The sequence below is a fragment of the Spirosoma arboris genome (genome assembly GCF_009754945.1).
Lineage (GTDB): Bacteria > Bacteroidota > Bacteroidia > Cytophagales > Spirosomataceae > Spirosoma > Spirosoma arboris.
In genome coordinates, this window is sequence record NZ_WPIN01000003.1 from 164,594 (window position 1) to 177,614 (window position 13,021).

The window sequence follows — 13,021 nt, forward strand, 5'->3', positions numbered from 1 at the left end:
CATTTGACAGTAAAAAAACTATCAAATAACTATGCAGGTATCTGTTCAAAAAATTATAGATGGACTGGGAGGAGATCGATTTATCAAGCGTTCCGTTCGGCATGAATTTGATCTTATTGACATGGTGAACGAAGGAATACCTATGGAATCAGTGGCGTTTCTGCAAAACAATTTTGGCTTTACCAATAAAGAAATGAGCCAAATCCTGTCTATTTCAGAGAGTACTTATCAGCGTCGGGTTCGTGCGAAATCACGATTAACGCAGGATGAAACAGAAAAAGCTATCTCTTTAGCAGAGGTGTATGAAAAAGGTATGGAGGTTTTTGAAGATAAAGAAGACCTTGAGTACTGGCTAAACTCCCCCATCCCAGCTTTGCAGGATAAAAAGCCAATTCAATTGTTAGCATCGATGATTGGGCGCAAGCAGGTAATGAATGTACTCAATGCCTTATTACATGGTCTCTTTTCCTAATTTCCGATTATACAAAAAATAGGTTAGTGTACATAACAAAAATAAGTTATCAACCACTTTTCACAAAAATAGGCACATATCTTTGCCTGCATGAAGCTGTACCGAATTACAAAAACGAAGTATGCCAATGATTTGCAGGGAACCGGAGGCTTATATGGACCCGGCCGCTGGCATCGTGAAGGTACTCAGCTCCTTTATCTGGCTGAGCATGTATCCCTAGCCAAACTGGAAGTATTAGCGAATTCTCGAATAATACCAAAAAATCAATCATTAGTAACGGTCGAGATTCCTGCCGACGCTACCATTACAGTTGTCAACAGCAACGATCTTCCAATTGACTGGGAGAAACTACCTTACCTGGAAGAACTAGCTACTAGAACAGATCGATGGATCGCTGAGCAGAAATTCTGGATAATGCGCGTTCCATCTGCTCATGCGCCAATCGAATTCAACTTCCTTCTTAATCCCTTCCATCCTGAACACTCAAAGCTCAAACTTATTAGTATTGAGCCACATCCATTCGACCCAAGGTTAAAGGAATGATTTATTCATTCAGTAAACGTCGATGAAGTTGAGTGTAGACTCATAGACTTATTGCTTGCGCCCACTCAGTAAAAAACAATAACAATTCAGCATCTATCTGCTTATGTATCAGGAATCTCACCCATTTCTGTTTGATCGATGTTCATTGATCAGTGACTAAGTAGTTTAATTCTGATTTATGGCGCAATTGCCCATGAAACCTAGTTGACTGAATAGCCCTGATCATCCATAGACGCTTAAATAAACATTCACGTTGACGTTTATTTATAAATCTTCGGTCAGATCAAAAATTTATAGAAGAACATGGGTTACTTTTCTTATTTAAACGAATTAATAATCAAACAATCTGACTAACTCAAATTCATTGCAACCATGGCAAAATCTGCATTCTTCCTTCTCTCCATGATGGCTTTAGCAACAGCTTGCTCGAGCACCAAAACCGAAACCACTGAAACATCAACAACGGTAACGGATTCGACTTCGACGATGAGCACGGATTCAACGAAAATGGCGGGTGATTCGACATCGACCATGATGAGCGACACAACTAAGAAAGATTCGATCAAGTAATCGATTTTCTTTTTTCAACGACAAAGGCCCTCAATCAGGAGGGCCTTTGTCGTTGAAGGATATAGGTAATTCTTCGATCAGGAGTAGCTGTTTGTTAAATAGGCTGCTGCCTTCTCATCGATCAGCCAAACCAGGTCGCCATGCACAGGTTTGATAATCTGCGACGGGTATTTATCGGGGTTGTAGTTTCCTTCCAACACTTCATGCAAGGGTTCGGCTTTTTTCGGGCCAGCCACTAAAAATAATACACATGACGCTCGATTCGCGATTGGCGCCGTCAGTGTTAGGCGAAACATGTTCTGCTGCGTCAGAAAATAGGCTTTCGTCCAGGCAGTTTGTTCATGAACGACTTCTGTACCCGGAAAGAGTGAAAGCGTATGGCCATCGTCGCCCATGCCAAGCAGAATGAGATCGAACGTAGGACCAGTCTCCTCAAAGTATTCGTGCAGAATACGGTCATAATCAGCGGCAGCCGCAGCGGGTTCGAGGTCGGTACGCCAGACGTGAATTTGATCTTCAGGTGTATAAACATGGCCCAGCAGTGTGTCGTAGGCCATACCTGCATTGTTCTGCTCATCGTCGATAGGTACGTAGCGTTCATCGCCCCAGAATACGTGCAGTTGCAGCCAGGGAATTTCGTTTACGTAGGGGGATTTAGCCAATAGCTCATGCAGCGCTTTAGGCGTACTTCCCCCCGATAGAGCAATAGTAAATCGATCCTGTTTTTTCAGAACCTCTTTGATGCGTTTCGCAATAAAATCGGCCGCTGCTTTGGCCAATTCAGTGGGGTTCTTTTTAATAATGAGTTGCATAGTATTTCTTTTGACAGGATTGACAGGATGAACAGGATTAGTTTTTTCGGAGGGAATCCTGTCAATCCTGTCAAAAAATTAATCTTTGCCTTCTCGTTAAAAATCAAAATGGTCATCAGTAGTTCACAAAGTCTTCGCGCATGGGCGTAAAAATGTCGACCAGCACACCGGCTTCTTCACAAACGGCTCCGTGCCACACATTGGGCGGAATATAATACGCATCCCCTGTTCGAACGATGCGGGTTTCGTCGCCAATCATAATCGAAAACGCCCCACTGGCTACGTAGCTCATCTGCGTATGATAATGGCTATGAGCTGCACCAATACCACCCGTTTCAAAGGCGACTTTAACCATCATCAGGTTGGCATCGTAGGTCATGATTTTGCGTTTCACGCCTTCCGCTACCTGCTCCCATGGCAGGCTTTCATCATCGACAAAGAGGGTTGCAAGTTGGGTATTTTCCATTGTTTCAAGTTTAAGCCGGGCCAATAGTATGGTTTCAAGTTCAATGTTCCATAGAGCGATTTAGCAACAACAATTTACGCATCAGTCAATATGGAACATCGAACCTAGTGCTTGGAAAATTATTTCCCCATCCACTGAAATCCGTCTTTCTCAACGAGTTTCATGGCTGCTTCGGGGCCCCAGGAACCTGGTTCATAATTTGGGAAGTCGGGGGTTTCACTTTCCCAGGCTTCCAGAATTGGCGTAACCACTTTCCAGGCCGCTTCAACCTGATCGGCCCGCATAAACAGGGTTGCATCGCCAGTCATAACATCGAGCAGCAGCGTTTCGTAGGCTTCCGGCTCTTGTCCGTCGTAAGCATCTTTATAACTAAACACCATCTCAACCGGGTCGATAGCCAGCGTCTGGCCAGGTCGTTTGGCCTGAAAACGCAGACGAATATCCATAGCGGGTTGAATACCAATCGTCAACCGATTCGACTGCCAGCTATGCGTGGCTTCTTCGGGAAACGCGTAATAAGGCGCAGGCTTAAACTGAATGGTGATAATAGTCGCTTTTTCGGGCAATGACTTACCGGTACGCAGGTAGAATGGCACATCTTCCCAGCGCCAGTTATCAACAAAAAGTTTGACAGCAGCAAAAGTCTCGGTTGCCGAATCGGGTTTTACACCTTCTTCTTCCCGATAGCCAGGAATGGCTTTCCCATCTTTCTTTCCGGGGCCATACTGTCCCCGAACGGCCACATCCTTTACCTCCTCGGGTTTGATCCGGCGAATCGCATTGAGTACATCTACTTTTTTATTGCGTACCTCGTTAGCTTCAAATGAAATAGGCGCTTCGGTTGCAACCATACAAAGCATCTGAAGCAGGTGATTCTGAATCATATCGCGCAGCGCACCAGAGCCTTCATAATACCCGCCACGCCCTTCAAGGCCTACGGTTTCGGCAGCTGTAATCTGCACATATTCAACGTAACGCCGGTTCCAGATGGGTTCAAACAGCGAATTGGCAAACCGAAGTGCCAGAATATTCTGCACGGTTTCTTTACCCAGATAGTGATCGATACGATAAATCTGCTCCTCGGCAAACAACCCGCCCAGTAGCGCGTTCAGCTCCATAGCGGTTTTAAGATCACGGCCAAAGGGCTTTTCAACCACGATTCTAACCCTCGATTTATCGCCACAAAGCGCAAGCTTACCAAGGTTAGTCGCAATATCAGGCACTAACTGCGGGGCAACCGCCAGGTAGAAAACAACATTGGCCGATACGCCCCACTCGCCTTCTTTTTTGGAGACAAAGTCAGACAATTTCGAGTAAGCGGCACTATCGCCAGCGTCCATTTGTAAGTAGGACACGGCAGGAGCAAACGCTCCCCAGGCGTTATCAGAATCGTTTTTACGCCGGGAAAATGACTGTACCCCTTCTAGTAATCGCTCACGAAAGGACTCATCGGTATAGGGGCTTCGGCCCAAACCAACCACAGCAAAGCGGTCGGACAGATACTTATCGAGGTAGAGATTGTAGAGCGCGGGAGTCAGTTTGCGAAGGTTCAGATCGCCACTGCCGCCAAAGATGAATAAAATGGTGGCAGCTGGGCGCTGATTAGTAGCTGGAATCATAAGTCGATTGTATTGACGGGGCGCAAATTACCTACACGCCCTATACTGAACAAATTTACAGGTCTGCAGATTTCCAGAAGGTTGTCCACAAACCTCGCTTTACTTTCCGGGTAAACCATTCCAACGAACTTTTTTGTTCAGTTCGCCCAATATTATTTCAGTTGGCGAATTATCTTTATCTGTTTTATATAAACTATTTTGCTACATAACCACCTTCGCCGTAAACTAACATGGAACAGGTAATCGAGTTTTTTAGTCATCTTACCGATACAAGCGACTGGCCGCCACGCTGGTTTTGTGGCCGATGGACCGATTTTCATGGATGGCTTTATATTATTTCCGATTTGATGATCTGGCTGGCCTATATGGTCATTCCCCTGGTTCTAATTCGTTATCTTTTTGTAAAAAAGGGTGTCCCTTTGCCTGGTGTTTTCTGGTTGTTCGGTGCGTTTATTTTATTGTGTGGCCTCACCCATCTCATTGATGTGGTCATATTCTGGATACCGGTTTACCGTATTAGTGCCTTAGTGCGCTTCGTGACAGGGGTTGTGTCAGTTGCTACCGTAGTGGCGTTATTTCGGTATTTCGATGAAGCAGTGGGCCTGCGTACCTCAAAAGAATACGAGCACGAACTACTGTTCCGTCAGCAGGCAGTAACCGAACTAACGCGCTCCAACGAAGAGCTTCAGCAGTTTGCCTACGTAGCCTCACACGATCTTCAATCGCCTTTAAAAACCATTTCAAACTACCTGAAACTGCTTAACACGAAATACGGCGACCAACTGCCTGCTGATGCACACAAGCTGGTTGAAACTTCGACCAAAGCGGCCGAACGAATGCGTATACTAATCAATGATCTACTCGATTTTTCACGAGTAGGCAATGAAGTAGCCTTCACACAAGTTAATCTAAATGAACTGGTTACTGAAATTCTGGAAGAACAACAGGCTGAGATCCGGGCAAGTGGTGCTCTAATTGATGTGAGCCCGCTGCCCACAATGACGGCACACTATACAGACTTTAAACAGGTATTTCAGAACCTGATTTCAAATGGGTTAAAATATCGAAAACCACTGGAGCCTCCTCACTTAGTTATCCAGGCTGTCGATGAGGGCGATCAATTTTGTTTCTCGATTCGCGATAATGGCATAGGAATTGAGCGTCAATATTTTGAGCGGGTATTTCAGATTTTTCAGCGGCTTCACGGGCGCAATGAATTCTCAGGAACAGGCATCGGTCTGGCGACCTGCAAAAAAGTTATTGACATTTACGGTGGTCAAATCTGGATTGAAAGTACTGTTAACGTAGGCACAACCTTTTATTTTACCCTTCCGAAAATCATTAAAACCACACATCACTATGCTCAGACCGATACACTGTATTCTGCTAATTGACGACGACCCGGATGATAATTTTCTCCATCAGGTAGTTATTGACGATTCAGGATTGTGTGATCACGTCCGGGTTGCTGAAAATGCCACGGAGGCTCTCCGCTATCTGGAAGATACCAGTCAGCCCGATTACATTCGCCCTGATTTTATTCTGACGGATGTTAATTTACCCGGCATGAATGGGTTCGAGTTTCTGGAACAGTATCACTACCTGGATGATCAGCTCAAAAGTCGGCTGGCCGTGATCGTACTTACGACATCGCTGGCCCCCCGCGATACGCAACGGGCGGCTATGATCGAGCATGTGAAGGGCTATTATACAAAACCTCTCACCAGTGCTATGCTCCGGACAATTGCAGATGAATATATAGCAGCTTTACCAGATGATACCTTAAACGGCTAATCCGTTCAGGTAATCAATAACATCTTCTACCTTTGCTGCAGATTCTATTTTCTGACTAATTCAACTTCCAAATGAAAATTGCCATTGGCTCCGACCATGCCGGTTTCCAGTATAAAGAAGCCATCAAACAAATGCTTATCGGCCTCGGACATGAGGTTATCGACAAAGGCACCTATGCCGCAACGCCTTCGGTAGATTATCCCCTCTTTATCCGACCTGTGGCCGAAGCGGTAGCAGCTGGTGAGGTAGAACGAGGTGTTGTATTAGGCGGATCGGGCAATGGCGAGGCTATTGCCGCCAATCGTGTGCGGGGTGTACGTTGCGGATTATGCTGGAATGAAGAGTCGGCTCGCTTGTGTCGGCAGCATAACGATGCCAACGTCATTTCGCTCGGCGAACGCATGATGAGTGAAGAAACAGCCCTGAAATTAGTTCAAATCTGGCTCGACACACCTTTTGAAGGAGGTCGTCACCTGGCCCGAATTCAGGAACTAGATAAATATTGATGTATGATGTGTGCTATATGATGTAAGATGTAGTTATCAATACAGCAGCCTACATCTTACATCATATAGCACATATAAATGCAGATTCTCTGGAAATACCTGAAGCCTTATCGCTGGCTGGCCGTTCTGGCATTGGTTCTGGCCGGTATTGCCCAAATCCTCGCCCTGGTCGACCCAATTATCTTCGGGAAACTTATTGACCAATATGCAACTCATCCCGGCGCCAAAACTGAAATCGAAAAAGTTAGGGGTGTTCTTCACTTATTAGCCATAGCCGTTGGAGTGGCTGTTTTATCAAACATAACCAAGGCGTTTCAGGAGTACGTGACGCGTCTGGTTGTCCAGAAATTCGGCACCGATATTTTCAACGACGGGCTAAAGCAAACTCTTCGCCTATCGTATCAGGAGTTTGGTGATCAAAGCAGCGGGGCCACCTTATCTATTCTGCAAAAAGTACGTACTGATACCGAGAAGTTCATCAACTCCTTCGTTAACGTGCTGTTTTCGTCCATCGTAGGCATGGGTTTTCTGATCTGGTATGCCATTACAAAACACTGGGCACTGGTTCCGGTATTTGTAATTGGGGTACTCTTACTGGGTGGCCTGACAGGCTTGCTCAGCAAACAGATCAAAACAACCCAACGCTCGATCAATCGCGAAACGGCTCTGCTCTCGGGCGTTATTACTGAATCGCTACGAAACATCGAGTTGATTAAAAGCTTGGGGTTGACCTTCCCCGAAATCCGCCGACTTAAAACTCAAACGGGTCGCATTTTCGAGCTGGAGATGTTCAAAGTTCGGCGAGTACGACTCCTATCGTTCTGGCAAAGCACGACGCTAAATATTCTCAAGCAGTCGGTCTTGTTCACACTACTGTGGCTGATTTTTCGCAACGTACTGAGTACGGGCGAGTTAATTTCCATGCAGTTTATTTCGGTTTCCATCTTCAATCCGTTGCAGGAATTAGGCAATATTATTCTGGCCTACCGCGAAGCCGAAGCCGGACTGAATAGCTTCGAGAAATTGATGCAGAAACCCATCGAACGAAACCCTGAGTCACCCATTGAAGTAGGACCTATTGAGCGACTTCGGTTTTCGAATGTTGTTTTTAGGCATATCGGCGCGAATCAGAATGCCATTGATGGAGTTTCGTTCGAAGCTTCACTCGGCGATACCATCGCGTTTGTTGGTCCATCGGGTTCAGGAAAGTCAACGATGGTTAAGTTGCTGGTAGGGCTTTATCGGCCTGTGGACGGCGAAATTTATTACAACGACATTTCGACAAAAGATATTCGCTTCAATCCGATGCGTCGGCAAATCGGGTTCGTTACGCAGGATACGCACCTCTTTGCTGGCACCATTCGGGAGAATCTATTATTTGTCAAACCCGATGCCACCGAAGCCGAGATGCTCGATGCGCTGGACAAAGCTGCCTGCGATCATTTACTGGCCCGTTCGGAACAGGGGCTCGATACGCAAATTGGCGAAGGCGGATTGAAGATGTCAGGCGGGGAGAAACAACGACTATCTATTGCCCGCGCCTTAGTCCGACACCCTAGATTACTGATTTTCGATGAAGCAACATCGGCCCTGGATTCGCTCACCGAAGAAGAAATCACAGATACCGTTCGGAGCGTTTCGGCAATGAATTCGCAGATTACCATTCTAATTGCTCACCGACTATCAACGATTTTACACGCAAATACGATTTTTGTCCTGGAAAAAGGTAAAATTGTCGAAACCGGCAATCACGAGGCACTCGTCGCCCAAAAAGGTCTTTATTATGCCATGTGGCGCCAGCAAATCGGCGAGCGCCGGACTAGTGCTGTTCCGGTATGAAGTGATTGGTATGTCATTTTCGGTTTGACCCCGATGGGTCAGATATTTATAGCAATTATTTCCTCTATAAACATCTGACCCCATCGGGGTCAAACTGAGCTTGGGAATAATTTTCCTTTGTGTTCTTTGTGCCGCGATATTCAATTACTTAACAAATGAATAAGCAAAGTCGGGAAGTCAGTTATTTTCTATCCAGTCAGTATTTCTCGGACGGGATCAGGATAACACTGTCCATTTTGCTGCCTTCGCTGATATTGGCCCAGTTTGATCAGCTTCAGACGGGTATGGCCATGTCGCTGGGTGCACTAAACGTGAGCCTGAGCGATGCCCCCGGCCCGGTTATGCACCGGCGTAATGGAATGGCTTCCAGCGCGCTTATCAGTTTTTCGGTAACTCTCCTAACCGGATTTGCCCGAATGAGTCCGTATACGATGGGCGTTGAGATTCTGCTATTCAGTTTTTTCTTTTCCATGTTCGCCATTTATGGCAACCGGGCTACCTCTGTCGGAACGGCGGCTTTACTCATCATGATTCTGATGATCGACCGGCCAATGGATGCCGCTGGAGTTGTACGGGAAAGCGGTCTGGTGCTTGCTGGGAGTGTCTGGTATAGTACCATCAGTTTACTGGTTTCCCGCTTGCAACCTTATCGTCTGGCCCAACAGGCTTTGGGCCAGTGCATTCACGAGATTGCTAAGCTGATGGCGATCAAAGCTGATTTTTACGACGTATCGACCAACCTCGACGACAACTACCGTCATTTGATTGCTCAACAGGTGGATGTAAGCGAAAAGCAGGACGCCGTTCGGGAAGTTCTGTTTAAAAGTCGGCGAATTGTAACCGAGTCAACGCGTGCCGGGCGATTATTACTGCTCACGTTTGTGGACGTAGTCGATCTGTATGAGCAGATTATTGCCATGTATTTCGATTACTCCGATATCCGAGAGCGGTTTAGTAAGTCAAGCGTGCTTGATCAGATTTCCAGCGTCATTCGTCGATTATCGGTCGAACTTGATCATATAGGGTTAGCGATTCAACTACCCGTTCCGTTCCATAAATCCACCAATATAAACCCAATCCTGGAAGATCTGAAACGTAGTATCGACGCTCTTGGCGATCAGGATGGCAGTACTCTGGTGCTAAAAAAAGTGCTGGTCAGTTTACGAACGGTTAATCAACGGCTAACGGGCCTACAAAAAAATCTGGTGCAGCCGATTAGTAGCCCTATTGATAATGAGGCCATGGAATACGGTCGGTTTGTTTCTCATCAGGAAATTGATCTGAAGTCATTTCTGGATAACCTAACCCTTAACTCATCCGTATTTAGGCATTCGGTACGGGTAGCGCTTGCTATGCTACTGGGGTTTGTCATTACCAAACTCCTCCCCTACGGTCACCACAGTTATTGGGTGCTGCTTACGATTTCAGTCATTTTGAAACCAGCTTTTAGCCTCACCAAACAACGAAATATAGAACGCATTCTTGGCACATTAGCAGGAGGTATAATTGGGGTATTTATCTTAACTCTTTTCCCGAACAAAAACGTGCAGTTTGGCTTCATGGTGTTCTTGATGCTGGGTACTTATAGCGCCCAACGTATCAACTACATTGTTATGGTCATTTGTGTAACGCCCTTCATCTTAATCTTATTCAATTTTTTGGGAGTCAGCTATTTAGGAGCAGCCGAAGAGCGCTTCTTTGATACCCTGTTAGGTGGAATTATTGCGTTTATGGCAAGCTATTTACTGTTTCCACAGTGGGAATCGGAACAGTTGAAGAAGCCTATGCAGGCCGTATTAAAAGCCAATGTTCGCTATAGTCAGCTACTGCTCGATAGTCTATCAGGGCGTCCTATCAATCTGGTCGATTATAAGCTGGCTCGGAAAGAAGTCTACGTCACCTCAGCCAATCTATCCGCTGCTTTTGATCGAATGTTATCGGAACCCAAGCACAAGCAACGAAACGAAAAACTCATTTACGAATTTGTCGTACTGAATCACGTTTTATCAGCAAACATAGCCACCATCACGTCGGCACAACTTACTAATGAGCCTAAAGCGTACGCGACTCCGCTGCTTCGGCCTGTCAAGCGCGCCTTGTTCACCTTGACCGAAAGCCTTCATAAATTAAGTTCAGCTGCCGAAAAACAGAATCTGGATGGAGTGGCACCTGATATAAATACCCCTGCGACTTCACTTACTGACCCAGCCCTTCTGGAACAATTGAACTTTATTCAGCAGGTGAGCAGCGATATTGGCAAAATCGTGGAACGACTGGTGACACGGGAACATATAATTAAAAATCGCTACCAGACTGCATAGGTAGGTATTGATGTAAGCCTTCCTCTCTGGCAATCCTGCCCCAAATCTCTTATCTTGGAATTTCATACAACCAAGAAGGTCAATCCATGAAATCTCTTTACTTCCTCGCTCTGCTAGCCTACCTGGCTAGTCCCGATTTTGCATTGGCTCAGGCACCGAGCATCGTTCAGTCGATTGACATGAAAAGTGTGTCAAATCCCCAACTTTCCCCCGATGGCAAATGGGTAGCTTATACCGTTACCAAAACCAACTGGGACGAAAATGCCTACGACACTGATATCTGGTTAGCCAATACTACCACCGGCGACCAGTTTCAGTTAACGAACTCCAAAAAATCGAACAGCAGCGCTGCCTGGTCGCCCGATGGCAAATGGCTGGCTTTTCTGTCAACACGAGACGATAAATCCCAATTGTATCTGATTAGTCCTTACGGAGGTGAGGCCCGGCCGCTGACCAAGTTTGAAACTGGCGTTACCTCATTTAAGTGGTCACCAACTGGAAAACAAATTGTGTTTTCGGCCACTGTTCCCGATAGTAAAGTGGACAAAGAGCGTAAAGAAAAATATAGTGATTATGAGGTTGTTCGAGACGACTATAAGATGGTTCATCTGTACCTGCTCGACAGCCTGACCAACGAGAAGCCTTCGCAGGGCAAAGCATTAACCAAAGGAATTGGGTTTTCGGTAGGCAGTTTTGTTATATCGCCCGATGGGAAGAAAATTGCGTTCGATGCGTCGAAAAATCCGGATCTCATCAATGGCCACACTTCCGATTTGTATGTATTAACGCTTGGCGACACCATAACCCGAAAAATAGTATCGCTCAAAGGTCCCGATCAAAACCCAGTCTGGTCGCCCGATGGGCAGCAGATTGCCTTTACGACAGCCAACGAAAACGAGTTCTATTTCTATACAAATCGACTCATTGCTACTGTATCTGCTACGGGTGGTACACCCAAAATACTGACCAATACCTTCGATGAAAACGCGAATCTGCTGGAATGGACGGCCGATGGTATATTATTCAGCGGGTTTCAGAAAACGGCAGCGCACTTGTTCCGAATCGATCCAACTACACTAAAAACAGAGCGGCTCACCAAACCCGATAACCTGATGGCTACCCAATTTTCGTTCAGTAAGGATGGCCAGCAGATGGCGTTTGTTGGAGCGCTCCCAAATCAATATGCGGAGATTCAGACCTCATCGGTTCGCACGTTTGCCCCAAAAACACTGACGACGATGAGTAAGCAATTAGCTCCGTTCAAAATCTCAACCCGCGAGGTCGTTAGTTGGAAATCAGTAGATGGCAATGTGATCGAAGGCATTTTAATTAAACCAGCCAACTTTGACCCAGCCCGCAAATACCCGCTTCTGGTCGTTATTCATGGTGGCCCAACCGGGATTGACCTACCATCTATAACCGCTGACCGCTACTATCCGATCGAGCAATTTACGGCTAAAGGAGCGCTGGTATTACGCCCTAATTATCGCGGTTCGGCAGGTTATGGGAGCAAATTCAGAGCCTTGAATGTAAAGAACTTGGGTCTGGGTGATTACGACGACGTGATTTCGGGTGTCGATTACCTGATTGGGAAAGGCATTGTCGACAAAGATAAAGTTGGCGCTATGGGTTGGAGTCAGGGAGGCTACATTTCGGCCTTTATTACTACCTACAGCGATCGATTCAAAGCAACCTCAGTGGGTGCTGGTATTTCAAACTGGGCTACCTATTACCAGAACACTGACATTACTCCCTTCACGCGGCAATACCTGCAAGGAACTCCTTGGGACAATGCCGACATTTACCAGAAAACATCACCCATTAGTTATGTCAGTCGGGCTAAAACGCCAACGCTTATTCAACATGGTGAATTAGACAGGCGCGTTCCAATTGCCAATGCATACGAACTTCGCCTGGCGCTAGAGGATAAAGGTGTACCTGTCAAGATGGTGGTCTACAAAGGCTTCGGGCATGGTATTACAAAACCTAAGCCTATGCGTCAGGTCATGGAAGAAAATTACCGATGGTTCAGCAAATACATTTGGGGCGAAAATCTTTAGCCTACGATTCAGCAATTCA

General features: G+C 46.1%; 12 protein-coding genes. 9 read left to right on the top strand and 3 right to left on the bottom strand.

Annotation, left to right across the window (positions count from 1 at the left end):
- Positions 1-31 precede the first annotated feature (31 nt).
- The 3 genes from parS (at position 32) to GO755_RS08445 (ending at position 1,585) form a co-directional block, all read left to right on the top strand.
- Entirely contained in the window at positions 32-472 is a 441-nt protein-coding gene (gene parS / locus GO755_RS08435) for a type II RES/Xre toxin-antitoxin system antitoxin (RefSeq protein ID WP_157584316.1), read from the top strand.
- Positions 473-562: 90 nt separating this feature from the next.
- Entirely contained in the window at positions 563-1,015 is a 453-nt protein-coding gene (locus GO755_RS08440) for an RES family NAD+ phosphorylase (protein ID WP_157584317.1), read from the top strand.
- Between the two features lie 372 nt (positions 1,016-1,387).
- Positions 1,388-1,585, top strand: a complete 198-nt coding sequence (locus GO755_RS08445; protein WP_157584318.1) for a hypothetical protein — start codon at positions 1,388-1,390, stop codon at positions 1,583-1,585.
- 77 nt (positions 1,586-1,662) lie between these two features.
- Here the strand turns inward: GO755_RS08445 and pgl are convergent, their stop codons facing one another.
- The 3 genes from pgl to zwf form a co-directional block, all read right to left on the bottom strand.
- Positions 1,663-2,397 (bottom strand): 6-phosphogluconolactonase, encoded by a 735-nt coding sequence (gene pgl / locus GO755_RS08450; RefSeq protein ID WP_157584319.1) that lies wholly within the window; start codon positions 2,395-2,397, stop codon positions 1,663-1,665.
- 115 nt (positions 2,398-2,512) lie between these two features.
- On the bottom strand, positions 2,513-2,863 hold the full coding sequence (locus GO755_RS08455; protein ID WP_157584320.1) for a cupin domain-containing protein: 351 nt from the start codon (positions 2,861-2,863) through the stop codon (positions 2,513-2,515).
- A 119-nt stretch (positions 2,864-2,982) separates the two neighbouring features.
- Positions 2,983-4,482 (bottom strand): glucose-6-phosphate dehydrogenase, encoded by a 1,500-nt coding sequence (zwf, locus tag GO755_RS08460; protein WP_157584321.1) that lies wholly within the window; start codon positions 4,480-4,482, stop codon positions 2,983-2,985.
- Positions 4,483-4,712: 230 nt separating this feature from the next.
- Here zwf and GO755_RS08465 point away from each other — a divergent pair, with 230 nt between their 5' ends.
- From GO755_RS08465 to GO755_RS08490, 6 genes are all read left to right on the top strand, one after another.
- Entirely contained in the window at positions 4,713-5,876 is a 1,164-nt protein-coding gene (locus tag GO755_RS08465) for a sensor histidine kinase (protein ID WP_157584322.1), read from the top strand.
- Entirely contained in the window at positions 5,842-6,276 is a 435-nt protein-coding gene (locus GO755_RS08470; RefSeq protein WP_157584323.1) for a response regulator, read from the top strand. Before GO755_RS08465 ends, GO755_RS08470 begins: the two co-directional genes overlap by 35 nt.
- 71 nt (positions 6,277-6,347) lie before the next feature.
- The gene (gene rpiB / locus GO755_RS08475; protein WP_157584324.1) at positions 6,348-6,782 is read left to right on the top strand and encodes a ribose 5-phosphate isomerase B; all 435 of its coding nucleotides are present in this window, start codon (positions 6,348-6,350) and stop codon (positions 6,780-6,782) included.
- 78 nt (positions 6,783-6,860) lie between these two features.
- Entirely contained in the window at positions 6,861-8,621 is a 1,761-nt protein-coding gene (locus GO755_RS08480) for an ABC transporter ATP-binding protein (protein WP_157584325.1), read from the top strand.
- Positions 8,622-8,776: 155 nt separating this feature from the next.
- On the top strand, positions 8,777-10,942 hold the full coding sequence (locus GO755_RS08485; protein WP_157584326.1) for an FUSC family protein: 2,166 nt from the start codon (positions 8,777-8,779) through the stop codon (positions 10,940-10,942).
- A gap of 86 nt (positions 10,943-11,028) precedes the next feature.
- On the top strand, positions 11,029-13,002 hold the full coding sequence (locus GO755_RS08490; protein ID WP_157584327.1) for a S9 family peptidase: 1,974 nt from the start codon (positions 11,029-11,031) through the stop codon (positions 13,000-13,002).
- Positions 13,003-13,021: the final 19 nt, after the last annotated feature.

Coding starts and splice junctions, on each gene's coding strand:
- parS (WP_157584316.1), top strand. CDS start 32: ATGCAGGTATCTGTTCAAAAAATTATAGATGGACTGGGAGGAGATCGA.
- GO755_RS08440 (WP_157584317.1), top strand. CDS start 563: ATGAAGCTGTACCGAATTACAAAAACGAAGTATGCCAATGATTTGCAG.
- GO755_RS08445 (WP_157584318.1), top strand. CDS start 1,388: ATGGCAAAATCTGCATTCTTCCTTCTCTCCATGATGGCTTTAGCAACA.
- pgl (WP_157584319.1), bottom strand. CDS start 2,397: ATGCAACTCATTATTAAAAAGAACCCCACTGAATTGGCCAAAGCAGCG.
- GO755_RS08455 (WP_157584320.1), bottom strand. CDS start 2,863: ATGGAAAATACCCAACTTGCAACCCTCTTTGTCGATGATGAAAGCCTG.
- zwf (WP_157584321.1), bottom strand. CDS start 4,482: ATGATTCCAGCTACTAATCAGCGCCCAGCTGCCACCATTTTATTCATC.
- GO755_RS08465 (WP_157584322.1), top strand. CDS start 4,713: ATGGAACAGGTAATCGAGTTTTTTAGTCATCTTACCGATACAAGCGAC.
- GO755_RS08470 (WP_157584323.1), top strand. CDS start 5,842: ATGCTCAGACCGATACACTGTATTCTGCTAATTGACGACGACCCGGAT.
- rpiB (WP_157584324.1), top strand. CDS start 6,348: ATGAAAATTGCCATTGGCTCCGACCATGCCGGTTTCCAGTATAAAGAA.
- GO755_RS08480 (WP_157584325.1), top strand. CDS start 6,861: ATGCAGATTCTCTGGAAATACCTGAAGCCTTATCGCTGGCTGGCCGTT.
- GO755_RS08485 (WP_157584326.1), top strand. CDS start 8,777: ATGAATAAGCAAAGTCGGGAAGTCAGTTATTTTCTATCCAGTCAGTAT.
- GO755_RS08490 (WP_157584327.1), top strand. CDS start 11,029: ATGAAATCTCTTTACTTCCTCGCTCTGCTAGCCTACCTGGCTAGTCCC.